The organism is Trinickia diaoshuihuensis (assembly GCF_003390925.1).
GTDB lineage: Bacteria > Pseudomonadota > Gammaproteobacteria > Burkholderiales > Burkholderiaceae > Trinickia > Trinickia diaoshuihuensis.
Genome location: NZ_QUBS01000085.1, coordinates 46,225 through 71,096, shown reverse-complemented (window position 1 = coordinate 71,096; position 24,872 = coordinate 46,225). Strand labels below are relative to the sequence as shown.

25 protein-coding genes are annotated in these 24,872 nt (G+C 63.6%); 19 read left to right on the top strand and 6 right to left on the bottom strand.

All coding sequences use genetic code 11. The annotated features are described in order from the left end of the window. Positions 1-112: 112 nt before the first annotated feature. Positions 113-625, top strand: coding sequence for a winged helix DNA-binding protein (locus DXT59_RS23555; RefSeq protein ID WP_116139718.1), 513 nt, complete (start codon positions 113-115; stop codon positions 623-625). A gap of 32 nt (positions 626-657) precedes the next feature. On the opposite strand, the gene DXT59_RS23550 is transcribed toward DXT59_RS23555, so the two are convergent. Further along, positions 658-1,266, bottom strand: coding sequence for a 5-formyltetrahydrofolate cyclo-ligase (locus DXT59_RS23550; RefSeq protein WP_116139876.1), 609 nt, complete (start codon positions 1,264-1,266; stop codon positions 658-660). A gap of 20 nt (positions 1,267-1,286) precedes the next feature. On the opposite strand from DXT59_RS23550, the gene DXT59_RS23545 reads away from it, so the two are divergent. From DXT59_RS23545 to DXT59_RS23520, 6 genes are all read left to right on the top strand, one after another. Beyond that, entirely contained in the window at positions 1,287-3,272 is a 1,986-nt protein-coding gene (locus DXT59_RS23545; protein ID WP_116139716.1) for a lytic transglycosylase domain-containing protein, read from the top strand. Positions 3,273-3,357: 85 nt separating this feature from the next. Next, on the top strand, positions 3,358-4,314 hold the full coding sequence (locus DXT59_RS23540) for a complex I NDUFA9 subunit family protein (RefSeq protein ID WP_116139714.1): 957 nt from the start codon (positions 3,358-3,360) through the stop codon (positions 4,312-4,314). 93 nt (positions 4,315-4,407) lie between these two features. Then, entirely contained in the window at positions 4,408-5,058 is a 651-nt protein-coding gene (locus tag DXT59_RS23535) for a glutathione S-transferase family protein (protein ID WP_116139712.1), read from the top strand. Then, positions 5,055-6,299, top strand: a complete 1,245-nt coding sequence (locus DXT59_RS23530) for a multifunctional CCA addition/repair protein (RefSeq protein WP_116139710.1) — start codon at positions 5,055-5,057, stop codon at positions 6,297-6,299. Before DXT59_RS23535 ends, DXT59_RS23530 begins: the two co-directional genes overlap by 4 nt. Positions 6,300-6,440: 141 nt before the next feature. After that, positions 6,441-6,890, top strand: a complete 450-nt coding sequence (locus DXT59_RS23525) for an antitoxin PaaA2 family protein (RefSeq protein WP_116139707.1) — start codon at positions 6,441-6,443, stop codon at positions 6,888-6,890. Beyond that, a complete protein-coding gene (locus DXT59_RS23520; RefSeq protein ID WP_162878216.1) occupies positions 6,890-7,210 on the top strand; it encodes a type II toxin-antitoxin system RelE/ParE family toxin in 321 nt (106 codons plus the stop codon). The genes DXT59_RS23525 and DXT59_RS23520 overlap by 1 nt, the downstream gene beginning before the upstream one ends. 34 nt (positions 7,211-7,244) lie before the next feature. Here DXT59_RS23520 and DXT59_RS23515 read toward each other — a convergent pair whose 3' ends face one another. Next, entirely contained in the window at positions 7,245-8,465 is a 1,221-nt protein-coding gene (locus DXT59_RS23515; RefSeq protein ID WP_116139705.1) for a class I SAM-dependent methyltransferase, read from the bottom strand. A gap of 13 nt (positions 8,466-8,478) precedes the next feature. Between DXT59_RS23515 and DXT59_RS23510 the strand changes: the two genes are divergently transcribed. The 5 genes from DXT59_RS23510 (at position 8,479) to glmS (ending at position 14,166) form a co-directional block, all read left to right on the top strand. Further along, positions 8,479-9,300, top strand: a complete 822-nt coding sequence (locus tag DXT59_RS23510) for an SDR family oxidoreductase (protein WP_116139703.1) — start codon at positions 8,479-8,481, stop codon at positions 9,298-9,300. A gap of 70 nt (positions 9,301-9,370) precedes the next feature. Continuing rightward, on the top strand, positions 9,371-9,772 hold the full coding sequence (locus tag DXT59_RS23505) for a dihydroneopterin aldolase (RefSeq protein WP_116139701.1): 402 nt from the start codon (positions 9,371-9,373) through the stop codon (positions 9,770-9,772). Beyond that, entirely contained in the window at positions 9,769-10,767 is a 999-nt protein-coding gene (gene ttcA / locus DXT59_RS23500; protein ID WP_116139699.1) for a tRNA 2-thiocytidine(32) synthetase TtcA, read from the top strand. Before DXT59_RS23505 ends, ttcA begins: the two co-directional genes overlap by 4 nt. A 111-nt stretch (positions 10,768-10,878) precedes the next feature. Next, positions 10,879-12,240 carry a bifunctional UDP-N-acetylglucosamine diphosphorylase/glucosamine-1-phosphate N-acetyltransferase GlmU gene (glmU, locus tag DXT59_RS23495; protein WP_116139872.1) on the top strand — a complete coding sequence of 454 codons (1,362 nt, stop codon included), beginning with the start codon at positions 10,879-10,881 and terminating at the stop codon, positions 12,238-12,240. A gap of 108 nt (positions 12,241-12,348) precedes the next feature. Continuing rightward, complete coding sequence (glmS, locus tag DXT59_RS23490) at positions 12,349-14,166, top strand: glutamine--fructose-6-phosphate transaminase (isomerizing) (RefSeq protein WP_116139697.1); 1,818 nt, start codon at positions 12,349-12,351, stop codon at positions 14,164-14,166. Between the two features lie 107 nt (positions 14,167-14,273). On the opposite strand, the gene DXT59_RS23485 is transcribed toward glmS, so the two are convergent. Both DXT59_RS23485 and DXT59_RS23480 read right to left on the bottom strand, forming a co-directional pair. Continuing rightward, on the bottom strand, positions 14,274-14,552 hold the full coding sequence (locus DXT59_RS23485; protein ID WP_116139695.1) for a hypothetical protein: 279 nt from the start codon (positions 14,550-14,552) through the stop codon (positions 14,274-14,276). A gap of 205 nt (positions 14,553-14,757) precedes the next feature. After that, positions 14,758-15,717, bottom strand: coding sequence for a chemotaxis protein CheV (locus DXT59_RS23480; protein ID WP_116139693.1), 960 nt, complete (start codon positions 15,715-15,717; stop codon positions 14,758-14,760). A gap of 248 nt (positions 15,718-15,965) precedes the next feature. On the opposite strand from DXT59_RS23480, the gene DXT59_RS30785 reads away from it, so the two are divergent. Beyond that, complete coding sequence (locus tag DXT59_RS30785) at positions 15,966-16,136, top strand: hypothetical protein (protein WP_162878215.1); 171 nt, start codon at positions 15,966-15,968, stop codon at positions 16,134-16,136. A 93-nt stretch (positions 16,137-16,229) separates the two neighbouring features. Here the strand turns inward: DXT59_RS30785 and DXT59_RS23475 are convergent, their stop codons facing one another. Together DXT59_RS23475 and DXT59_RS23470 are read right to left on the bottom strand one after the other, a co-directional pair. After that, positions 16,230-16,559 carry a hypothetical protein gene (locus DXT59_RS23475; RefSeq protein ID WP_116139691.1) on the bottom strand — a complete coding sequence of 110 codons (330 nt, stop codon included), beginning with the start codon at positions 16,557-16,559 and terminating at the stop codon, positions 16,230-16,232. Between the two features lie 139 nt (positions 16,560-16,698). Continuing rightward, positions 16,699-17,298: a TMEM175 family protein gene (locus DXT59_RS23470; RefSeq protein ID WP_116139688.1), complete on the bottom strand. Its 600-nt coding sequence runs from the start codon at positions 17,296-17,298 to the stop codon at positions 16,699-16,701. A gap of 410 nt (positions 17,299-17,708) precedes the next feature. Between DXT59_RS23470 and DXT59_RS23465 the strand changes: the two genes are divergently transcribed. The 6 genes from DXT59_RS23465 (at position 17,709) to DXT59_RS23440 (ending at position 24,866) form a co-directional block, all read left to right on the top strand. Continuing rightward, positions 17,709-18,416, top strand: a complete 708-nt coding sequence (locus DXT59_RS23465) for an MgtC/SapB family protein (protein ID WP_116139870.1) — start codon at positions 17,709-17,711, stop codon at positions 18,414-18,416. 66 nt (positions 18,417-18,482) lie between these two features. Next, positions 18,483-19,730, top strand: coding sequence for an NRAMP family divalent metal transporter (locus tag DXT59_RS23460; protein WP_116139686.1), 1,248 nt, complete (start codon positions 18,483-18,485; stop codon positions 19,728-19,730). A 157-nt stretch (positions 19,731-19,887) separates the two neighbouring features. Beyond that, positions 19,888-21,438, top strand: a complete 1,551-nt coding sequence (locus tag DXT59_RS23455) for a methyl-accepting chemotaxis protein (protein WP_116139683.1) — start codon at positions 19,888-19,890, stop codon at positions 21,436-21,438. Further along, positions 21,435-22,394, top strand: coding sequence for a sugar ABC transporter substrate-binding protein (locus DXT59_RS23450; RefSeq protein ID WP_116139681.1), 960 nt, complete (start codon positions 21,435-21,437; stop codon positions 22,392-22,394). The genes DXT59_RS23455 and DXT59_RS23450 overlap by 4 nt, the downstream gene beginning before the upstream one ends. A 140-nt stretch (positions 22,395-22,534) precedes the next feature. After that, a complete protein-coding gene (copM, locus tag DXT59_RS23445) occupies positions 22,535-22,957 on the top strand; it encodes a CopM family metallochaperone (RefSeq protein ID WP_116139868.1) in 423 nt (140 codons plus the stop codon). 496 nt (positions 22,958-23,453) lie between these two features. Further along, positions 23,454-24,866 (top strand): coproporphyrinogen-III oxidase family protein, encoded by a 1,413-nt coding sequence (locus DXT59_RS23440; protein ID WP_116139679.1) that lies wholly within the window; start codon positions 23,454-23,456, stop codon positions 24,864-24,866. Positions 24,867-24,872 lie beyond the last annotated feature (6 nt).

Here is a 24,872-nt window from a genome sequence, read left to right as displayed (position 1 = left end):
TCGATAAATTGTCGATATTTTACCCATAAGCGTTTTTGCTAGTGCTGGCCCGATGAGGGGCGGCGTACACTTCGCACACTCCTTTTTCTACCCCAGCTTGTTAGCCGCCTCTATGTCGCGCCATCCGACCAAGATCGTGTCTTCGGAACATCTCGTCTCCGAGACGAGCGTCGAGCTCTCGGAATTCGAATACGGTCTGATCATGGCGAGCAATGCGTTCAACCGCTGGATGGTGCGATGCATGTCGGCGGCCGGAGCCAAGGACATGACGGCGATCGAAGTGTCGCTCCTGCACCACGTCAGTCATCGGGAACGCAAGAAAAAGCTCGCCGATATCTGTTTCGTTCTCAATATCGAGGACACCCACGTCGCCACGTATGCATTGAAGAAGCTCGTGAGTAGAGGGTATGTAAAAAGCGAAAAGACCGGCAAGGAAGTATTTTTTTCGGCGACGCCGGCCGGGCGCGAACTGTGCAACAAATACCGTGAAGTGAGGGAAAGCTGCCTGATCGCGGCACTCAAGGAAAGCGGCCTCGCCAATGAGCAGATCGGCGAGGCCGCGCAACTGATGCGCAACGCCTCGGGGTTGTACGACACGGCGGCGCGCGCCGCGGCGTCGCTGTGATGGATTGGCGTCCCGCGCTTGTTCGCCGTTCGTTACGCCGTTTGCGGCGCGCGGGGACGCCGGAACACGCCGGCGTTCGTGACGAGTGCGTCGAGCGGGATGTCGTGCGGCTCGCGCGGCAGCGTCGCGCGGCAGGCTTCGTAGCCGATCCCCACGGTCACCGGGCGCACAACGTCCGGCCAAGCGGCGAGCGTGCGGTCGTAATAGCCGCCGCCGTAGCCTAGCCGATAGCCGTCGTCATCGAAACCGACGCAGGGCACGAGCAGCAGGTCGGGCAACACCGCGAGCGTCTGCTCGGGCTCCGGGATGCGGTGCGCGCCGATGCGCATCGGGGTGGCCGGCGTCCACGCATGAAACCGAAGCGCGTGCCCCTTCATGGCGACGACCGGCAGCGCGGCCTGCCGCCGCGCGTCGCCTTCGAGCCATCTCTCGATAATCTCCCGCGCATCGAACTCCCCCTCGAGCGGCCAATAAAAGCCCACCGTGTGGGGCGCGAAGCTCGCCAGCGCCTCGTCCAAATGAGCGGCGAGCGAAGGGTCGGCACGCCCCTCCCGCTGCGTGGTCAAACGCGCTTGGAGCAAGCGTTTGCGCAACTCGGCTTTCGATTCCGCCGAGGGGTTGCGTGCTATGCTTTCGCTCAATTTTTGCTCCACAGACCACGATGTCAAAACGCTTTGCCCGAGTATATCGCGCGGCCGCTTGCGCACTCGCCGCCGCGGCGCTCGTCGCCTGCGGCACGGCTTCCGCGGGCCGCCACGCGCGACCCAGCGCCGCGCCTACCGACGACCAGATTTTCGTGCGTCTGCGCCAAGCCGCGCTCGGCAACGACCCGGCGCGCGCGGCGCAACTCGCCGCGATGATTCCGAACTACCCCGCGCCTTCGTACCTCGAGTACTACCAGTTGCGGCCGCAATTGTTCGACGGCGGCGGTCACGCGCGCATCGACGCGCCGGACGAGCCCGTCCTTTCGTTCTTGCAGCGCCACGACGGCGAAGCCATCGCCGACCGGCTGCGCAACGATTACCTCGTCGTATTGGGCGCCCGCCACGCCTGGAAGGATTTCGACGCGCAGTATGCGCGCTTCGTCCTGAACGACGATACGCAGGTGAAGTGCTACGCGCTCGAATCGCGCGCGGCCCATGGCGAGAATGTCGCCGAAGCCGCGCGGGCGCTGCTGGTGGAGCCGCGGTTCTACGGCGACGGGTGCGTCGATCTCGTCACCGCGCTCGCGTCGAGCCACCAATTCAACGATGACGACGTTTGGCAACAGATTCGCCTGGCCTACGAGCAGAACGCGACGAACGTGGGTAGCCGGCTGTTCGATGCGCTCGGCCCGCTGCGCCCCGATCAAAAGCTGATCGATCAAGCGACCAGTGCTCCGCCGCTCGTGCTCGCGCGCGGGGTGGGGCCCGATTCGGCGTCGCACGCCCTCGCGCTGCTCGCGATCACGGCGATGGCGCGCAACGACGTGGTCACGGCCGCGGCGACCTTCGCGACCGTCGCCCCCTCGCTCTCGCTCGCCGAGCGCGCGATCGGATGGGGCACGATCGGTTATCAAGGCGCGGTCCGGCAAGTGCCGGGGGCGGTGGATTGGTACCGGCTTTCATCGAACGCGCCGCTTTCCTATCCGGCATATATGTGGCGCACGCGCAGCGCGCTCGCCGCGGGCGATTGGACGATGGTGCGCTGGTCGATCGAACAAATGCCGAGCGCGCTTCGCAATCAACCGGCCTGGGTCTATTGGCACGCCCGCGCATTGCTGAAGGGCGGCAGCCCGGAAGATAAGGCGCTCGCGACGCAGGAGCTCGAACGCATTGCGACCGGCTTCGATTTCTATGGGCAGCTTGCCACCGAGGAGCTCGGCCGCAAGATCACGGTTCCGCCGAAGACGGCCGTGACCGATGCCGAAGTCGACGCCGCGAGCCGCACGCCGGGTTTCGAACTCGCGCGCCGCTTCTACGCGCTGAACTTACGGCTCGAAGGCAACCGCGAGTGGAATTGGCCGCTGCGCTCGATGAGCGATCGCCAACTGTTGGCCGCGGCCGAGTACGCGCGCCGCATCGAGTTATACGACCGCACGGTCAACTCGGCCGATCGCACCCAAAGCGAGCACGACTTTTCGCTGCGCTATCTTGCGCCGTTTCGGGACATCGTCGAGCGCGATTCGAAATCGACGGGCTTGGACGTCGAATGGGCTTATGGCCTGATTCGTCAGGAATCGCGCTTCATCATCAACGCGCGATCGGACGTGGGCGCCGGCGGCTTGATGCAATTGATGCCGGGTACGGCGCAGATGGTCGCGCGCAAAATCGGGCTCGGACCGCTTTCGCGTGAGCAAATGAACGACATGGATACGAACATCTTGCTCGGCACGACGTATCTGTCGATGATCTACAATCAATTCGACGGTTCGGCCGTACTGGCCACGGCAGGCTACAACGCCGGGCCCGGCCGCCCGCGTCAATGGCAGGCGGCGTTGCAGCGCCCCGTCGAAGGCGCGATTTTTGCGGAAACGATCCCGTTCAACGAAACGCGCGACTACGTCAAAAACGTGCTGTCGAACACGGTCTATTATGCGGCGCTATTCGAAGGCCGCCCGCAATCGCTGAAGGCGCGGCTCGGCGTGATCCTGCCTCAAACGCAATGAGGCGGCGCGTGTGCGCCGGTTGGCGCGCACGCGATGAGCGCGCGTCGGCGCAACCGTGGCGATGGCCGCCCGCAGGGAGTCGAAAATGCGACATCAATCCATTGCATTGATCGGCGGTTCCGGCTTTATCGGCACGCATTTGTCCAATGCGCTCGTCGCCGCCGGCAAGAATGTCCGCATCGCCACACGCAGGCGCAGTCATGCGGCCCACTTGACGTTGCTTCCGCTCGACGTCATCGAACTGGACGTTTTCGATGCGGTCGAGCTTGCGCGCTTCGTCGAGGGCGTCGATGCGGTCATCAATCTTGCCGGTACGTTGCATGGCGGGCGCGGTGACCCCTACGGCGCGGAATTTGCCAAATTGCATGTCGAGTTGCCTTCGAAGATCGTAGCGGCGTGCGAGGGCAAGGGCGTGCATCGGTTCATTCATTTGAGCGCATTGAATGCGGATTCAAACGGGCCCAGCATGTATCTGCGTTCGAAAGGCGACGGCGAGAAAGCCGCACTTGCGGGAGCCCAGCTTGCCACGACGGTCTTTCGGCCATCGGTCGTGTTCGGTCCGGAAGACAGGTTCCTGAATACGTTCGCGGCCCTGGCTCGAGTCTTTCCCGTGCTGCCGCTCGCCAAGCCCGACGCGAAGTTCCAACCGGTCTATATCGGCGACGTGGTTAAAGCGATCCTCGCCACGCTCGATCTCGACGCGGCCCACGGACGCACCTACGAGCTCGGTGGCCCCGCAACCTATACCCTCGAGGCGCTCGTGCGGATATGCGCCGAAATGATCGGCCGGCATCCGCGGATCGTCCGATTGCCCGATGCGCTCGCCTATATGCAGGCGCTGACGTTCGAGACATTGCCGGGCGAACCGTTGATCACGCGCGACAACCTCGATTCGATGTCGCGCGATGCAATCATGAGCGGGCCGCTCGCCCCGGAATTGAATCTCGAGCCGGTGGCCATCGAGGCGATCGCGCCCACGTATTTGAGCAACGCCTCGCTGCGTTCCCGCTTCAGCGCATTTCGGGCGACGGCGGGCCGCTAAAGCGCCGGTACGCGGCGGTGCGATGCGAGTGCCGATCGCTTGCTATGGCAACATTGAGTCGTCCCTATCCATCAACGCTTCTTTACGTCGCGCATGAAACTCGTCATCGGTGATAAGAACTACTCGTCCTGGTCGATGCGGCCTTGGGTCATGATGAAACATACGGGCATCCCATTCGACGAGGTGCTGATACACCTGCGGGCGCCCGACACGCAAGCGCGCATCCGCGAATACTCGCCTTCGGGCAGGATTCCGTGCCTCGTCACCGACGACGGGCAATCGATTTGGGAAACGCTGGCGATCCTAGAGACGCTGGCGGAGCGTTACCCCCAGCATGAGATCTGGCCGCGCGACGCGGCGGCACGCGCACACGCCCGGGCGATCTCGAGCGAGATGCATGCGGGATTCGTGGACTTGCGAACGAACATGTCGATGAACGTGCGCGCGCAACGGCCCGGCCAAGGCGCGACGCCGGGTACGCTTGCCGATATCGCCCGCATCGATGCGATCTGGTGCGAGTGCCTCGCGCGTTACGGTGGTCCATTCCTGTTCGGTCGAACATTCTGTGCGGCGGATGCGATGTATGCGCCGGTCGTGTCGCGCTTCATGACGTACGGGCCGGCCCTGTCCGATGCGGCGCGTGGTTACGTCGAGCATATGCAGACGGTACCCGCCGTGCGCCAATGGTTCGACGACGCGCGCGCCGAAACGCACCGTCTCGCCGAACTCGACGACGACGTATGAAGATCTACGCGGTAGGCGGGGCGATACGCGATGCGCTGCTCGGGGTGCCGGTATCCGATCGGGACTATGTCGTCGTCGGCGCCACGCCCGAGCAGATGGTCGCGCAAGGGTATCGCCCGGTCGGCAAGGACTTTCCTGTCTTCCTGCATCCCCAAACGCATGAGGAGTACGCGCTCGCGCGGACCGAGCGCAAGACGGCGGCGGGCTACCATGGGTTTCAGTTCTATTACGCGCCCGATGTAACGCTAGAAGAGGACTTGGCCCGGCGCGATCTGACGATCAACGCGATGGCGCGCGAGGTGCGGCCGGACGGCGAGTTGACGGGGCCTGTCATCGATCCGTTCGGCGGGCAGGGCGATCTCGTGGCGCGCTGCTTTCGCCACGTGAGCGAGGCGTTCGTCGAGGATCCTGTGCGAATCTTGCGCGTGGCGCGCTTCGCGGCGCGCTTTCACGACTTCTCGCTCGCGCCCGAAACGCTGGCGTTGATGCGCGCGATGACCGAGGCGGGGGAGGTCGACGCTCTCGTGCCCGAGCGCGTTTGGCAAGAACTTTCCCGGGGGCTCATGGAGCGCAAGCCGTCGCGAATGTTCGCGGCGCTGCGCGAGTGCGGCGCGCTCGTGCGCGTGCTGCCCGAAATCGAGGCGCTGTTCGGCGTGCCGCAGCGCGCCGATTATCACCCCGAGGTCGATACCGGCGTGCACGTGATGATGGTCGTCGATCATGCGGCGGCGCGCGGCTACGCGTTGCCGGTGCGGTTTGCGGCGCTTACGCACGATCTCGGCAAGGCGACGACGCCCGATGACGTATTGCCACGCCACATCGGGCACGAGATGCGCAGCGTCGATTTACTGCGGCCGCTGTGCGAGCGTTTGCGCGTGCCGAACGAGTGCCGCGACTTGGCGCTGCTGGTCGCCCGCGAGCACGGCAACATCCATCGCGTGATGGAGATGGGGGCGCAGGCGCTCGTGCGGTTGTTCGAGCGGTGCGATGCCTTACGCAAGCCGGCGCGCTTCGCCGAGGCCTTGCAGGCATGCGAAGCCGATGCGCGCGGGCGGCTCGGCTTCGAGACGCGCGAGTATCCGCAAGCCGACCGCCTGCGCGTCGCCCTGACGGCCGCTCGGGCCGTGGACGCCGGCGCGGTGGCCCAGGCACTGGCGGGCGAGCCTTCGAAAATCAAGGAAGCCGTGCACCGCGCGAGGGCCAAAGCGGTGGCCGAGGCGCTCGGTGGTCCGAACGGATAAGCGCAGGAACGTACGACGAGATGTTTGGGCGACAAGGAGACGAGGCGGGATCGAACGTACCGTCCAATAATAAACTGGGTATTCTTGTAATAATAAGATGGGCTACAATGTGGAATGTAGGCTTCCGCGGGAGACACTCACTTGACGACAGATACCATTGATCAGAAAACGCTCTCACAACTTGTGCGAAGCGGCGCGGTAAACGCAGCGCACGTTGAGGCGCATGGCAGCGGCTGGACTGTCGCGGCGAAATGCGGTCTCACGCAATTTCTGCTTTTGGCTAAGCGAGGTGATGTTCGGGTCTTCGCTAAGCTGGAAACGCTCGTCGGCTTCTTGCACGAGATCGGCATCGACCGATTCGATGTCGACGCATCGGCGTTCGACAGAGGTGCCGGGGTTACCCGCGCCAGGCCGGACCGCGCGGTGGCGCTCAAAGAGGCCCACGCGGCGCACGCTTACGACAAGTGGTTTCGCGACCAGGTACAAGAGTCGCTAGACGATCCGCGGCCCAACGTCTCGCAAGCGCGGGTTACTCAAGAGATGAGCGAGAAGAAAGCAGCGCTTCGAAGGAAGCGCGAGGCTCATTCCTGATGATCGAATGGAGGCCGAAAGCGTTCGAGGACCGAAACAAGATTTTTGACTACATCGCGCAAGACAACGCCGATGCGGCGCTCGAACTGGATGACCTTATCGAGGAGCGGACGCAGGCGTTGCCGAGTCATCCCGAACTCTATCGGGCCGGGCGCGTCCGCGGAACCCGAGAAATGGTCTTGTCCACGAATTACGTGCTCGTGTACAGGGTGAAGCAACGGACCGGCGTAATCGAAATCGTTCGTATCGTAGGAGCGCGGCAAAACTATCCGGGGGGTGGTCGACGGATAAGCGAGCGCACCGAACCGGTCGACAATTGAAACCGGCCAAGCCCGCGGCCCCACGGTTAGCCGCTCAAAGCGTATGCGACCGATCTCCGCGCGAGAAGGCGTCGAGGGTCCCCTCGATGCCGCGCGAGAACGCGATCACCTTGAATAGCTCCCCCATTTCCGCTTCGGACAACAGCTTTTGCACGGCGTTGGCCGCCGGCAGAAAGTTCGCGGCGTCGGACGGATCGATTTCGGACAAGACGTCCGTGATCCCCGCATTCATCAAGAAGCGGGCCTGCGACGTATAGCCGAGCAGATCCACCCCCGTTTCCACGCCCGCTTCGGCGATGCGGGTGAATTCCACGTGGGCCGTGATGTCCTGCAAGCCTGGGTAAAGAAACGGGTCGCCGTGAGCATGGTGCCGGTAGTGGCACATCAACGTGCCCTCGGTGCGTTGCGGATGGTAGTACTCGGCGCGCGGGAAACCATAGTCGATGAAAAACGCCGCCCCGCGCGTGAGCATCGAACACACGGTGCGCGTGAATCCCGCACCCGCGCCGTGCGTTTCGGCCACGTAATCGACGTCCGGATCGATTTCCGCGTCGAGCTGCGCGAGCACCGCCGCGTCCTCGTTCGACAACTGCACTCCGGGCGCCCCGAGCGCGCGCGCTTCGAAACGCAGCGCGCCCGCCTCGCTCAAACCCACGCCGCGCGCGCGCCAGACGCCGCCCGTGCGCGCGTACAGTTGAACCGGCATCGCGTCGAGCACCTCATTGCCGAGCACGACGCCCTCGAACTGCGCCGGCAGCGCATCGAGCCAGCGCACGCGGGAGGCCAGCGGGCCCCCGAACGCTTCGATCGTCTGCCGCTGACGTTCGCGCAGCTCGCCGGAAAGATCGACGATGGCGTAAGTGTCGATCGAGACGCCGAGCGCATCGAGGGCCGCCAAGATCCCGGCGGCAAGACGCCCCGTTCCGGCACCGAATTCCATCAACTGACACGTGCCGCTTGTCTCCAGCGCTTGGGCCAATGCGCGAGCGAGCGTGCGTGCAAAGAGCGGCGAGAGTTCGGGCGCCGTGATGAAATCGCTGCCGTCCTCGGCCCGGCGGCCGAATTTACGCGCCCCGCCGCTGTAGTACCCAAGCCCCGGCGTGTAAAGGGCAAGTTCCATGTAGCGGTCGAACGGGAGCCAACCTGCGCCGGCCGCGATCGCATCGCGGATGTGCGCGACGAGTTGGGCGCTGGCTTGCCGTGCATCGGCGGCCGGAACGGGTAAACTAGCGGGTTCGTGAGCGTTTTGATTCATCCCGGCATTGTAAATGACCGTCTCCGTCGATTCCCGTTCTGACGCCGGTGTACCGGCTTCGCCTTCGCGCGTCGTGCTCGTCACCGGGGCGGCGCGGCGTATCGGGCGTGCGCTCGCGCTCGGCTTCGCGGCGGACGGATGGGATGTCGCCGTCCACTACGGTACATCCCGGGCCGAGGCCGATACGCTGGTCGAGGAGATTCGCGCGCTCAACCGCCGCGCCGTCGCGCTGGCCGCCGATTTGGCGCTCGAGCACGAGGCCGCCGGACTCGTCGCGGCTTGCACGCATGCGCTCGGCAGGCCGCAGTGCATCGTCAACAACGCGTCGCGTTTTGTCGAAGACACCGCGCGCGACGCGGGCTATGCATCGCTGCTCGCGCATATGGCGGTGAACGTCGGCGCGCCGCTCCTGCTGGCGCGCGCGCTGTTCGAGGCGACGCCCGATGCCGCGAGGCAAGACGAGACGCTGCGCGGCGTTGTCATCAACGTGTTGGATCAGAAGCTGTACAACTTGAACCCCGACTATTTGTCGTACACGCTGTCGAAGGCCGCGCTGCAAACCGCCACGGTCACGCTGGCGCAGGCGCTGGCGCCGAAGGTGCGTGTCGTCGGGCTCGCGCCGGGCTTGACGTTGCGCTCGGCCGACCAAACGCCCGAGGAGTTCGTGCGCGCTCATCAAGTGACGCCGCTTCACCGGGCCTCGACATCGGACGATATCGTCGCAGCGGCTTGCTATTTGGCACGCGCGGGCGGGGTGACGGGTACGACGCTCGTCGTGGACGGCGGCCAGCATTTGGTGCCGCTTTCGCGTGATGTAATGTTTTTGACGCGTTAAGACGCGCCGGCCCCGGCCCGGGCCGCATCGGGCCCCTTGCGCCGTGGCGCATATTTTGATTGGAACGAACATGGTTGCCGCTCTTTTGCATCCCCGGCTCGCCGACTGCCGCAGGCTGTTCCTGCGCAATTACGAAGTCTTTATCAACATCGGCGTGCACGAGTTCGAAAAGCGCGGAGAGCAGCGCGTCGTGATCAATGTCGAACTGTTCGTGCCGCTGGCGCAAACGACGCCGGTCGAAGACAAACTGCACGAAGTGCTCGACTACGACTTTATGCGCGCGACGATCGCCGCGCGCGTCGGTCGCGGGCATATTCATCTGCAAGAGACGCTGTGCGACGACATCGCGGCGGCCATCCTCGAGCATCCGCGCGTGCGGGCCGTTTCCGTCTCGACGGAAAAGCCCGACGTCTATCCCGATTGCGACGCCGTGGGCGTCGAAGTATTTCGCATCAAAGAGGAATCCCGATGAACGCGCCCGAATCGATCGCGTCCGCCGCGCAAACGCGCCCCGAGGGGGCGGCCGAAACCGATCAAGACAGCGTGCGCCGCGCGCTGACCCGGCGCGAGCAGAAGGAAGCGTACGAAAACAACAAGCTGTTCAAGCGGCTTGCCCGCCTCGTGGGCCAGGCGATCGGCGACTTCAACATGATCGAGGATGGCGATAAGGTCATGGTGTGCATGTCGGGCGGCAAGGACAGCTATGCGATGCTCGACATCCTTTTGCGCTTGCGGGAGCGGGCGCCGATCCATTTCGATCTCGTCGCCGTCAACCTCGACCAAAAGCAACCAGGCTTTCCCGAGCACGTGCTGCCCGAGTACTTGAAGCAAGTGGGCGTGCCGTTTCATATCGAGAATCAGGACACCTACAGCATCGTCAAGCGCCTCGTGCCCGAGGGCAAGACCACCTGTTCGCTCTGTTCGCGGCTGCGGCGCGGCATTCTTTATCGCGTGGCGGGCGAACTCGGCGCGACGAAAATCGCGCTCGGCCATCACCGCGACGACATCTTGCAGACGATGCTGCTGAATCTGTTCTACGGCGGCAAGCTCAAGGGTATGCCACCCAAGCTGCAATCGGACGACGGCAAGAATATCGTGATCCGCCCGCTTGCCTATGTGAAGGAAGTCGATCTCGAAAAATACGCGCAATTGCGTGCGTTCCCGATCATTCCTTGCAATTTGTGCGGTAGTCAGCCCAACCTGAAACGTGCGGAAATGAAGGCGCTGATTCGCGATTGGGACAAGCGTTTTCCGGGGCGCGTCGACAATATGTTCAACGCGCTGTCGAACGTGGTGCCCTCGCATCTGATGGACGCGTCGCTGTTTCCGTTCGCGGGCCTGCGCGCGACGGGGCATGCCGATCCGCTCGGGGACATCGCCTTCGACGACGAACCGTGCGCGACCGATGGGAACGGCGCATCCGGCAACGGACAGGCTATTTCGTTCGTGCCGTTCGACGAACTTTGACGCGGGCCGGCACCGTGGGAGGCGGCGCTGGAGCCTTGTGTCGCGCAGCCTTTACGGGAAGGGCCGCATGCTAAAATCGTCCACTTTGTCTCTTTGTTTTTCGCCGATGCCATGAACATCGTCATATTGGCTGCAGGCACCGGCAAGCGCATGCGCTCCGCGCTGCCGAAGGTGCTTCACCGGCTGGCCGGCCGGCCGCTTCTCGCGCATGTCGTCGATACCGCGCGCACGCTTGCGCCTGCGCGGATCGTCGTGGTCGTCGGGCACGGCGCCGATGCGGTGCGCGAAGCCGTCGCGGCACCCGATATCGCGTTCGCGCTGCAAGCCGAACAGCTCGGTACGGGCCATGCCGTGCAGCAGGCGTTGCCGCTGCTCGATCCGGCGCTGCCCACGCTCGTGCTCTATGGCGACGTGCCGCTTACGAAAGCCTCGACGCTCAAGCGTTTGGCCGACGCGGCCGTCGAAGGGCGCTACGGCATCCTCACGGTCACGCTGGACGATCCGAGCGGCTATGGCCGCATCGTGCGCGACGCGGGCGGTTATGTGACGCGCATCGTCGAACAAAAGGACGCCACGGCCGACGAACTGCGCATCGCCGAAATCAACACGGGCATCGTCGTTACGCCCACGGCGCAGTTGGCGATGTGGCTCGGCGCGCTGCGCAACGACAACGCCCAGGGCGAGTTCTATTTGACCGACGTCGTCGAGCACGCGATCGAAGCGGGCTTCGATGTGGTGACGACGCAGCCGGACGAAATCTGGGAAACGCTCGGCGTGAACAGCAAAGCTCAGTTGGCGGAACTCGAACGGATCCATCAGCGCAATGTGGCGGACGCATTGCTCGACGGCGGCGTGACGGTGATCGATCCGGCACGCTTGGACGTGCGCGGCTCGCTGACATGCGGACGTGACGTCTCCATCGACGTGAACTGCGTGTTCGAGGGCAACGTCACGCTGGGCGACGGTGTGACCGTCGGCGCCAATTGCGTGTTGCGCGATGCGGCCATCGGCGCGAACACGCGTATCGAACCGTTCACGCATATCGAGGGTGCCCAGGTAGGCGCGAACGCCGTACTCGGACCGTATGCGCGGCTGCGTCCCGGCGCCGTGCTCGGCGATCAGTCGCATGTGGGCAATTTCGTCGAAGTGAAGAATGCGACGCTCGGCGAAGGGGCGAAAGCGAACCATCTGACCTATATCGGCGACGCCGACATCGGTGCGCGAGTCAACGTCGGCGCTGGGACGATCACCTGTAACTACGATGGCGCGAACAAGTTCCGCACCGTGATCGAGGACGACGTATTCGTCGGTTCCGACACGCAACTCGTGGCGCCCGTGCGCGTGGGTCGCGGCGTCACGATCGCGGCCGGCACGACGGTATGGAAAGACGTCCCCGAAGGCACGCTCGTGCTCAACGAGAAGACGCAGGTGACGCGCGACGGTTACGTGCGCCCCGTCAAGAAAAAGAGCTGAGCGCCGCGCGATTGTCACGACGCATGCGTTTGCGCACCGACGCGCGCGCCATTGCGCCGAATGATTAAAGAACCCAGCAAGATCGGTTTTTGCTAAAGGAATATCCCCATGTGTGGCATCGTCGGCGCTTGTGCGCAGCGTAATATCGTTCCGATCCTCGTCGAAGGGCTGCGCCGCCTCGAATATCGAGGCTACGATTCGTGCGGCGTGGCCGTGCTTGCAGGCGGCGAGCCGCGCCGCGCGCGCAGCGTGGCGCGCGTGGCCGACCTCGACGCACAGGTGCGCGACGGCCATCTCGAAGGCGTGACCGGCATTGCGCACACGCGTTGGGCGACGCATGGCGCACCCGTCACCAACAATGCGCATCCGATTTTTTCCCGCGATACCGTCGCGCTCGTCCATAACGGCATCATCGAGAACTTCGAATCGTTGCGCGAGATGCTGCGGGCCAAGGGATACGAATTCGTCTCGCAGACGGACACCGAAGTCATCGCCCACCTGATTCACAGTCTTTATCGCGGCAGCTTGTACGAGACCGTCTGCGAAGCAGTGAAGCAATTGCACGGCGCTTACGCGATCGCGGTCATGCACAAGGACGAGCCGCATACGGTAGTGGGCGCGCGCCAAGGCTCGCCGCTCGTCGTCGGCGTGGGGCAGGGCGAGAACTTCCTGGCATCGGATGCGTTGGCGCTGGCGGGCAGCACCGAGCGGTTCATGTTCCTCGAAGAAGGCGACGTGTGCCAACTCACGCTCGACGGCGTGCGCATCAGCGATCGCGACGGCAAGACCGTCGAGCGCGAGATCCGTACCGTGCAGGCCTATGGCGGCGCGGTGGAGCTCGGGCCGTATCGCCACTTCATGCAAAAGGAGATCTTCGAGCAACCGCGTGCGATCTCCGACACGATCCCGGCCGGAGAAGCGTTCGCTCCCGAACTGTTCGGCGAGAAGGCGGGAGCGGCCTTCGACGAGATCGACAGCATCTTGATTCTCGCCTGCGGCACGAGTTACTACTCGGGATCGACGGCGAAATACTGGCTCGAATCGATTGCCAAGATCCCGACCCAGGTCGAGATCGCGAGCGAGTATCGCTATCGCGAGTCGGTACCGAATCCGAAGGCGCTGGTCGTCGTCATTTCCCAATCGGGCGAGACGGCCGATACCCTGGCTGCGTTAAAGCACGCCCAGGAACTGGGTCATCGTCATACGCTGGCGGTGTGCAACGTCAGCACGAGTGCGATGGTGCGTTTGACCGAGATGCAATTTTTGACGCATGCGGGGCGTGAGATCGGCGTTGCGTCGACGAAGGCGTTTACGACGCAACTCGTGGGGCTGTTCACGCTAGCGGTTACGCTTGCGAAGATGCGCGGGTATGTGGATGCGGCGAAGGAAGCCGATTATTTGAAGCAACTGCGCCATCTGCCGGCCGCGTTGAATAGCGTGCTCGCGCTCGAGCCGCAGATCATCGCGTGGGCGGAGGAGTTTTCGCGCAAGGAAAACGCGCTGTTTTTGGGGCGTGGGCTGCATTACCCGATCGCGCTGGAAGGCGCGCTCAAGCTCAAGGAAATTTCGTACATCCATGCCGAGGCTTATCCTGCCGGCGAGTTGAAGCACGGGCCCCTCGCGCTCGTGACGGAAGCGATGCCGGTCGTAACGGTGGCGCCGAACGATGCGCTACTGGAGAAGCTCAAGTCGAACATGCAGGAAGTGCGCGCGCGGGGTGGCCAGCTTTATGTGTTCGCCGATGCCGATACGAAGATCGTCAACGAAGAAGGCATGCACGTGATTCGAATGCCGGAGCATTACGGCATGCTCTCGCCGATCCTGCACGTCGTGCCGCTGCAGTTGCTCGCTTATCACACGGCGTGCGCGCGTGGGACCGATGTCGATAAGCCGCGGAATTTGGCGAAGTCGGTGACGGTGGAGTGAGGAAGGGTTACAGCAACGACGGATCTGCGTAACGGAAGTAGAAGCGTTTAGACATAAACGCTTCTCACTGATTACGGAAAGTTTTTTGCGAGTACAGACGCCTCAACTCAATCGTCGTCATGACGATGGTGTTCCCATCCACGATGCCGACCGTGGTCATGCCATCGGTGCTCGTCGTCCTCGCCTTCATAGCGGTATCCGTAGCCATAGACCGGCGCCGGCGCGTAGACCACCTGAGGCGGCGCCTCGTACACCACCGGAGGTGGCGCGGCATAGACCGGACCGGGAACGCCTAGAAAAACGCCGATGTCCGTGTGAGCGAATGCAGCGCTGGACGCGCAGGCAGCGGAAATTCCCACTGCGAGAAAAAGGGTGGCGCGCTTCATACAATTCTCCAGTCCTGCCCGGTTCTGGCGGATGCCAGACTACGACGAACGACGCAGATTGTAGGAGGACGAAGTCGCGGCAGGTACGGTCGGAGTGTCACTTGTGTAACCGGCCGTAACCGCGAAAGCTCCGACGATTTCTACCTTGCCCCGCTATCACGTCGTTCGATCAAGACGATGAGTCGTTTCCGGAACTGCCGATCAGCTACGACGCCAACGCTTCCGTAATCGCCGCGCACAACTCCTGCGGCGCGAACTTGGCGACATACCCGTTCGCCCCCGCGTTGCGGACGTGCGCTTCGTTGGCCGAACCCGTCAGCGACGAATGAATGATGACGGGAATATGCTTGAGCCGCTCGTCCGCTTTGATCCGGCGCGTCAGCATGAAGCCGTCCATCTCCGGCATTTCCAAATCGGTGATGACGAGTGCGATCTTCTCGCGTGCCTGCACCTTTTCCTTCTCGGCCTCATCCGCGTAACGCAGCAGCATTTGCCACGCTTCCTCGCCCGTGTTGGCGATGACGTGCGGTGCCCCAATGGCGGTGAGCGCCTGATCGAGCAACGAACGCGCGAAAGCGGAGTCGTCGGCGGCCAGGATCTTGCCGCCGCCGGCCGCGTACTTCACCTCCGCGCTGAGCTCGGCCTTGTTCACGTCGCGATGCTGCTCGGGGAACACGTCGCGCATGACTTGCTCGACGTCGAGCACCTGGGCCAGGCGCAGCTCGCCCGAATCGCCGTTAAAGCGCGCCATGCTCGTGATGTACCCGGTGCCACCCGCGCATTCCGCGGGATGCACTTGGCTCCATTCGAGCCGCACGATGTCATCGACGTCTTCGACCGCGAACGCCTGCGTCGTGCGCGCGAATTCGGTAATCAGCAAGATGTTCGGCTCGCGCGACGGCGTGTTGCCCGTCAAGCGGCACAAGTCGATCACGGGAATGATCTGCCCGCGAATGTCGATCGCACCGCTCACGGCCTCCGGGGCCCCGGCGATCGGCGTGATCTCGCGGTTGGTGATGATTTCGCGAACCTTGAATACGTTGATGCCGTACAGCGCCGGCGCCATCCCGGGGCGTGCGGTGCCCAGACGGAATAGAAGAAGTTCGAACTTGTTCTTGCTCGTGAGCTGCGTACGCTCATCGTGCATGATGTCGTGGCTAGACATGCGTGCCCTCAATATGAAATCCGACCGGCATCCCCGAATGCGTGCAGCTAAGGATGCGCCATCAATCTGGTTGTCGGCGGCACGCGAGAAAAGCTAAGGGCTCGTTACATTTTTCGCGATGCGGGAAAAACAGGGTTGAATCCGCGGAAGATTTAGGCGGTGGGGTGTCGTAAGCGGGGGAGAGATCGACCTACAGGCCCGCTTATTGCGTCGGAGCTTAGGACCATCCAACGACCGTGGGGGCGAATATGAACCGCAATAGCAACGAAGCGCAACACATGGCCGACCAACCCAAGCCGGCTCATCATAGCGATGACGCACGCAGCCGCATGCCCGAGCGCGATGACAAGTCGCGCCGCCAATCCCCGGCCGACAAGCCGGGGCAGCGGCCCGGCGAAGGCGAGCCGAGCGTCGGTTAATCGCGTTCGGGTTCGGCCAAGGCGCCTTGGCGAACGCACCGCGTCGCCGCGAGGGCGGCGCCGGCGCGTTCGACACCCATAAGGGGTGTTCCCTTATTTAGCTGCGTCGGCCTCGCACTTCTTCACAAACGACGACTTAGCCGCGCCCGCGAGCGGCTTGCCGTTCGAGCCGACAGCTTTCGCTTCGCAACCGGCTTTGGCCGCTTTCATCGCATCGGCCTGGCACTTCTTGACAAACGACGACTTCGCGGCGCCGGCGAGCGGTTTGCCGTTCTTGCCGACCGCCTTGGCTTCGCAGCCGCCGCTCGGGGCCGATGCCGACGCAGCGGCAGGGGCCGCCGCCGTGCTCGCCGAAGCCTGGGCGTGCGCCACGCCCACCGCGAACATACCGGCAATCGCAGCCAAAACAAATTTATTCAACATAACCATCCCCTCCTGAAGTGGCGTGAAGCGAAGTGCTTCATCCCGTTAACGGTGCCCGAACGCGATGGTTGACGCGGTCGGCGGCGGTTCGGCGAAGATTCCCGGAGGGCATTCCACGGAAAGCGCCCGCAAAGCGCGCTCAGCGGTCCTGACTCGCGTCGCGCGCCTCCACCAGACGTTCGACGCGACGGTCCGGGATCAGCCAGAGCAGCGCCGTCCCCGCGAAGAAGGCGAGCCCGATGCTCGGATAGCCGATCCACGCGGCCGCGATGCCCGATAGGTATAAGAATGGCGAGACCTTGCTCTTGGCGCCTTTACCGATGGCCCGCGCGAGCAGGCTGTCGGGTCCGTGATGGCGGACGAGGCCGGTCTGCAACAACGTCCACGCCAATGCGCAAGTGAGCAGATTCAAGCCGTAGAGCACGGTGGGCCAGCGCGCGAAGTGGTTTTCGCCCATCCATCCCGTGCTGAACGGGAGCAACGACAGCCAGAACAGCAAATGCAAATTCCACCAGAGGATCGCGCCGTTCACACGCCGCGTGGCCTGCAACATGTGATGGTGGTTGTTCCAGTAGATGCCGACGTAAATAAAGCTCAGCACGTAACTCAGCGCAATCGGCCATAGCTGCGCAAGCGCCGCCAAGTCTTCGCCGTGCGGCACTTTCAAATCGAGCACCATGATCGTGATGATGACGGCCATTACGCCGTCGCTAAACGCTTCCAGCCGATTCTTTTCCATTGTTCCGTCGTTAAGGCAAAGGGCGCGCCCATTCTCGCGCCGATCCCGCGTGCATGGCAAAGGCTCGTCATGACGGCATCCGTGTGGCGTTGACTCCTCTTCAGTCGGGCGCATAGAATGGCGCGGCCCTATTTTTCGCGAGGCTCGCCTCTTGGACACCTGTAGTAGTCGCTCTTCGAGTTCGACCGCCTGAGGGCGGGACCTTCGCGCCAGCTTTGCCTGCCGCCGTCCCGCTTTCAGCGGGGCGGTGCGCGTCTTCGTCATATTCCACGTGCACCCTTTCAGCGTTTCGGCGCGTGCGCTCTTGCGCATGCGCCGAGGCTTCGTTGCGGGCCCCGGCTCGCATGGACGCATGCCGCCTCCGGTTCGTCGAGCCTGGACGCGCGCAACATCTCATTGAAGTGGTGCATATGATTTCCGATTTCGTTTGGCGGCTATTGGCCGCATTCGGCTGCGGCGTGGCCATCGGCTTGGAGCGTCAGATTCGTCAGCGTACGGCGGGGTTGCGCACGATTACGCTGGTCGCGAGCGGCGCGGCGCTATTCGTCACGCTTGGGATGCTCGCCGGCAACGGCGCGGACGGTGTGACTCGGATCGCGTCTTATGTCGTCTCGGGAGTGGGGTTTCTCGGCGGCGGCGTCATCATGCGCGAGAAGGGCTCCGTGCAAGGTATCAATACCGCTGCGACGCTCTGGTGTTCGGCCGCCGTCGGCGTGCTGTGCGGCTCGGGTTTTTACGCGCCCGCCGTGGCCGGAACGGTCATCGTGCTCATCACCAATACGGTGCTGCGCGAAGTCAGCCGGACGATCAACGCGACGCCCGTTTCGGCGGCCGACCTCGTGCGGCAATACGTGCTGACCGTGGTCTGCCGCGAGGAAGATGAGATCCACGTGCGCGCGATCCTGTGCAATCCGATGTCGTCAGCGCCGCTCTCGTTTCAGAGTCTCCTGAGTCGCGACGTGCCGGAGCAGCCGCACCGTATCGAGGTGACGGCGACCCTGCGCATCCATCCCAAAGACCAATCGAAGCTCGAACAGTTGGCCAGCCGGTTGAGCATGGAGAAAGGGGTCTCGAGCGTGAGCTGGGCAGGGCTCGAGACCGAGCCGGCGCTCGAGTGATAGAGTGCACGCTTTGCCGCCGTCCCGTGCTCACACGCCTTGCCCGGTGAGCGCCCCTGTCTAGCCATGCCGCAACTGTCGCCACTTGCCGCCAGCTTTCGCAAGACCTGCCGCACGCTCGCGGGATGGGGCCCCGGTTTGCTCGTCATGCTCGCGGACTGCGACGCCGGCAACGTCGTTGCCGCCGCCCAAAGCGGCGCGCAGTGGGGCATCCGCTTCTTGCCCTTGTTGCTTGTGCTGGCGGTTCCGCTCTACATGGTGCAAGCGCTGTGCGTGCGGCTCGGCATCGCAAGCGGCCGGGGATACGGCGCGCTCGTTCGTGAGCGCTTCGGACGGGGGTGGGCCGCCTTGGCGGCGATCGCGCTCGTCGTAGCCGTGCTGAGCTCGCTCGTGACGGAGTTCACGGGTATCGCCGGCATCGGCGAGATGTACGGCGTGCCGCGCGCGGCTTCGCTTTCCTTGGCCGCGGCATTGCTCTTGGCGCTCGTATGCACCGGATCGCACGAGCGCGTCGATCGCGTCGCCATGCTGATCGGCTTGGCCGAACTCGCCTTCTTCGCCGTTGCTTGGCACGCGCGGCCGGACTGGCCACGGCTTGCACGCGAAGCCCGCGACTGGCCGCTCGGTCATCCGCAACTCGTCTATCTCGCCGCGGCGCTGATCGGGGCCTCGTTCAATCCTTGGATGATCTTCTATCAGCAAGCGGCGATCGCCGACGAGCAGCGGACCTTGTCCGACGAGCGTTCCGCACGCATCGAAACCGCGCTTGGCGCCGTCTTGACCCAGGCCCTGACGGGCGCCGTTCTAGTCGCGGCGGCGTCGTCGTTGTCCGCGCGCGCCGGATCCCTAGGCTTGCGCAACGTCGGCGAAATCGCCGTCGCGTTTTTCGGCGTCGCGGGAGAGGAGGCCGGCCGGTTCATCTTCAGCGTCGGCGTACTCGGGGCTTCCCTGGTGGCGGCGATCGTCTGTTCGCTGGCGCTGGCGTGGGGCTTGAGCGAAGTGACCGGTCATCGGGCTTCGCTCCAAGCGCGGCCGCATCGCGCGCCGTGGTTTTACGGCGTCTACGCGGCGGCGGTCGCCGTCAGCGCCGGCCTCGTCTGGCTCGAACCCGATCTCGTATCGGTCAACGTGGCCGCGCAAGTCGTCAACGCGCTGCTCTTGCCTTTCGTCGTCGGTCCGCTGATCGTGCTGGCGATCGTCGCCCTGCCGGCCGCCTATCGTCTGCGCGGCGCCTATCGAGTGACGGTATGCCTGTGCGTGGCCTGCGTCTGCGTTGCGGGTGTTGCCGGTGCGGTCGCCGGGTGGTTCGCCTAGTCCCCGATCGCCGATCGAACGCGACAGGCCCCGGCGGGCGAGGGTCCGTCGCTGATTAAAAAAGACGCGTACGACACTAAGGCAAACCGGCAATGTAGCCGATAAGAAGTCCGTGAAGCACTTGTTTCACGTCAATACACGCGGACTTTTTGGATCTATGAACGCTCTTTCTCAGGTGTCTGTAGCACGCAAGCTGCAGATCGTGCTCGCCGTCGCATTGGCCAGCCTATTGCTGGTCGGCGCTTTCGGCGCCGCGCAGATCGCGCGCATTGCCTCGCAAAGCGGTGCGATCAGCGGCAAGTGGATGCCCACGGCCGTGCAGGCGCAACGGATGGCGCAACTCGCGGCCACCGTGCGCAACGAAGAATTCGCCTACATCCTCGTGCGCTGGGACCAACGCGACCAAGTCGCGCCCGGGCTCAAGCGCAGCATCGAAGCGATGTCGGCGCAGCTCAAGGCCTTTGGCGAGCTGCAACTCGGCGACGCCGACCGCGCGACCTATGAACACGCAAGCGCCGAGTGGCGCAATTACCTGTCGCTCGATGCGAACCTGCAAAACGAGGTCGACAATGCTTCGCCCAATGCGGCGCGCGCGATCATCATGCAAGACAGCGCGAAGAGCTTCGAGCGGTTCACGGCCGATCTGTCGCAACTCGCCAACGCGAGCCAGGACGCGGCAACGCAAGCGGGCAACGATGCTACCGGTGCCGCGCACCGATCGCTCGTATTGATCGCAATCGCGGTGATGGTGGCCGTGGCGATCGCGGCGCTGCTGATGACGCTCGTCGCGCGCGCGATCAGCGTGCCGCTGCATGCGGCCGTGAAGTTCGCGCAGACGGTCGCGGGCGGCGACCTGACGGTCAACATTCGGCCTCAAGGCAACGATGAAGTCGCGCTCGTCATTCGTTCGTTGTCCGAAATGTCGGATCGGTTGCGCAAGCTGATCGCCGAAGTGCGCGACGGCGTCGAATCGGTGAATACCGCATCGAGCGAGATCGCGGCCGGTAATCTGGACTTGAGCTCGCGTACCGAAAAGGTCGCGCTCAGCGTGCAGCAAACGGCTACGTATATGGATCAACTGGGCAGCTCGGCCTCGCAATCGACCGAGACCGCGCTGCAAGTCAACGAGTTGGCGCAGCAAGCGTTCAACGCGGCGGAGCGCGGCGGCAATATCGTGTCGGGCGTCGTGACGAGCATGAACGAAATCACGGCTTCCTCGAGCAAGATCAACGACATCATCGGCGTGATCGACGGCATCGCGTTCCAAACGAACATCCTCGCGCTGAACGCCGCGGTCGAGGCGGCACGCGCGGGCGAGCAGGGCCGCGGCTTCGCCGTGGTGGCGAGCGAAGTGCGCGCCCTGGCGCAACGTTCGGCCGCCGCGGCCAAGGAAATCAAGGAGTTGATCGAATCGTCGGTCGGCATCGTCGATGCGGGCGGTCAGCTCGTGAGCGAGGCGGGCGGGGCGATGAACGACATCATCGAAGCGGTACGGCACGTGAGCGCGCTGATCGGCGAGATCGCCGACGCGTCGCAAGCGCAGCAACGCGACCTCGTGCAAGTGCGCGAAGCGGTCGTCCATATCGACGAAACGACGCAGCAAAATGCCGCGCTCGTGGAAGAGTCGGCCTCGGCTGCCTCGTCGCTGCGCGATCAAGCCGACCGCCTCGCTTCGCTGGTCGCGGTGTTCCGGGTGAATGCAGCATGAAATCGATCCGCCGCCTTAGCGCGGGCATGATGGCGCTTACCGTCTGGGCCGCTTGCGGGGCCCTCCCCGTCCGGGCCGAGACGAACGAAAGCGCGAAGCCGAGAATCGGCATCGCGATGGCCGAATTCGACGACAACTTTCCCACGCTGCTACGCGAGGCGATGTCGAAAGAGGCGCGCAAACAAGGTTGGAAGCCGGTTTTCGCAGACGGTCATTCGGACCAGAAGCGGCAAGATAGCGAAGTCGCCTCGATGATCGCGAACGAGCATCTCGATGCGATCGTGATCTTGCCCGTGGATTCGAAGGCCACGGCGACGATGACCAAGACCGTGCGCGATGCCGGCGTGCCGCTGGTCTACGTCAACCGGAAGCCGGGCGAGCCGCTGACCGACAACATGGGTTACGTGGGGTCGCAGGACATCTTGGCGGGCCGTATCGAGGGCGACTACGCGGCGCAACAATTGAACGGCAAAGGCGATGTGGCCGTGCTGGTCGGACAGTTGAGCACCGACGCGGCCGTGGCCCGTACCGCTGGGGTGAAGGAAGTCCTCGCGCGCAATCCGGGCATGCATCTCGTCGCCGAGGAAGTGGGTGATTGGTCGCGCGAGAAGGCCATCGCGATTACGTCGGGTTGGCTCGCGCAGGGCAAAAAGTTCGATGCGATCATCTCCAATAACGACGAGATGGCGATCGGCGCGGTCATCGCGCTGCAAAAGGCGGGGCGCGCGGCGAACAGTATCTTCATCATGGGCGTGGATGCCACACCCGATGCGCTCGCACAGATGGACCGCGGTGCGATGAAGGCAACCGTCTATCAGGATGCCAAGGGCCAAGGCATCGCCGCCGTGGATCTCGCGATCTCGATGAAGAAGGGGCAACCCAATGCCCCCCGCTCGGTCGATATCCCGTTCAAGCTCATCACGCCGCAAAACTACAAAGACCTGATGGCGTATTGATTCCGAAGCCGGCGCGCAATGCGCCGGCCGCGCGCATCGGCATCCAACTTGCTGCACGGCTGCATCGAGGCGGCCGCGGGCGCGCATGCTGCCCGCACCGCTCGTTCTTCACTGTGTTGGCTCAGAAGGAGGAATGTCGCATGTATCGCGCAAGCAAGATCGGATCTTCATTGGCCGTCATGGCCGTTGCCGCGCTGATCGCGGTGCCGCTGCCGGCCTCGGCCCAGCAAGCGGCGTCGATGGCCCGCCCGAGCAGCATGGCCGAGGCGCAGTCGGCGCCGGCAGGCAGTCAAGGCGCCGCCGGCGATTCCACGGCCGCCTTCAAGGCCGCCGACGAGCGCATGATGAAATCGATGCAGGGCCAAGCCTACACAGGCAACGCGGACGAGGACTTCGTCTCGCACATGATTCCTCACCATCAAGGCGCCGTCGATATGGCCGAGGTCGAGGCGAAGTACGGCAAAGATCCTCAACTGAAACGCCTGGCCGCGCGCATCGTCGCGAGCCAGCGTCGCGAGATCGAATTCATGAAAGACTGGCAAGCCAAGCACGGGCAACGTTAAGCGATAGCCGCGCCCGCACCCTTGCGGGCGCCATCGGCCGGCGCGCCGAATTTCGCGCTGCCCCATCTCCCATGCCGGACCGGACGATCGTTCCGCTTCGCGCTTCTTCCGAATATCCGACCGCCTCCCCATCTCATTGCCTGTGCGCAAGCTAGCAGGCTCGATGGGTTCGCCGCATCCACCGGCTCGATTAAATTATCTCGGACAAGATAAATCTCTCTTTTTGGGAGCGGGGCGCGAATTCTTCGTCTCGTTCCCGTTACCGCTTTCGCGGCTGTAACGCTCGCTGCCGCGTAACCGAATGCCGGCGTTCGTGCCTGCATCCCGCAGGAGGTTTCCTGCACCTCGACAATTAGGACTCCAAATGGAAGACATCTTGGTCTACTTCGAAGCTCCCGCCACCGCGCTCCTACCGGTCAAAATGGGCGGCTGGTAATCCGATCGATCAGCGTAGATAAGAAGAAGGGGGGCAACCCCCTTCGAAACGGAGAACCGCATGCAACTGCTGTCAGGCCGGTCGCTTGTCAAATTCGATCGCCAATTTCCGATCTACAACTTCTTTTTTCCGAACCAAGGCAAGGCGCGCGCGCACGATACGGTGCCGCGCGTTTGGGCCGAGGCGGCGCGCCACGTGCGCTCGCGTGCCCTGTATTTCCACATTCCGTTTTGCGACACCATTTGCAACTTTTGTCCCTTCACGCGGGGGCGTTATACGAACCGGGCAGTCATCGACGAATACGTCGAGACGCTGCTCGCCGAAATTCGCCTGAAAGCGGATTTGATCGATCTGAAGCAAGTGCCCGTGGCGGCGATTTTCTTCGGCGGCGGCACGCCGAGCTTGCTCGATCCCGAGCAGATCGCGCGCATCGGCGCGTCGATTCGGGAAACGTTCGACCTGTCGCGTCTGCGCGAATTTTCATTCGAGGTGGAGGTGAAGAGTCTGACGGCGGAACGCGCCGACGCCATGCGCGAGATCGGCGTCACGCATCCGCGCTTCGGCCTGCAGACCTTCTCCCCGAAATGGCGCGATATGTTCGATCTGACGGCCACGCTCGATCAAATCGGCGCCGCCGCCGCGCTGCTCAAGCAGCGTTTCCCGTATCAAACGTTCGACATCCTCTACGGCATGAGCGGGCAGGACGAAGACGAACTGATGGCCGACTTGCAAGCGGCCATCGCCCTCGAAACGACGAACGTGGACATCTATCCGATCGACAACGTCGTCACGCAAGTCGGGCTGCACGAAAAGCTCGCCCGGGCCGGCGCCGCACCCACCTCCGCGATGCGCAAGTTCGCCATGAACCTTCTCGTCGATCAAACCATGCGTCACGCGGGCTTCGCACCGCACAACGGTCATGGGTATTTCCGGACCGGCGAAAGAGAGCAAGTCGTCAGCGAGGCGTATTCCTTCGTCTACCACGAGCATGTCTACGGCTATCACGACTACGACCTGATGGGCTTCGGCGTCAATGCGATCAGCTCGACGATGGGCCACGTCATGACCCAGACCCACAGCAAGAAGGTCTACCGCGACGCAATCTCGCAAGGCCGCATTCCGTGCGAAACGAGCATGCACGAGCGCGCCCTCGACTATGCCCGCCCGCTCGTGCTGCGCTTGCCCTATCACGGCCGCGTCGAAAAGCGGCACGTGCGATGGGACGAGGTGCATCCTGAGGTATTGGAAAAATTGGAACGCGTCAAGCAAGAGGCGCTCGTGGTCGAGGACGAGACGAGTCTGTCGCTCACCAAGCTCGGCTGGTACTGGTACGTCAACCTGATGTATTTCTTGATGCCGCACGCCGACCAACTGCTGATGAACGGCATGGTCATCGACAAACTCAAAGATCGCGGGCGCCGTTTCTCGAAGCGCGAGCTTCTGTTTCCGATCGTCCCCGTTGCCGCGGCCTAGGAGTGA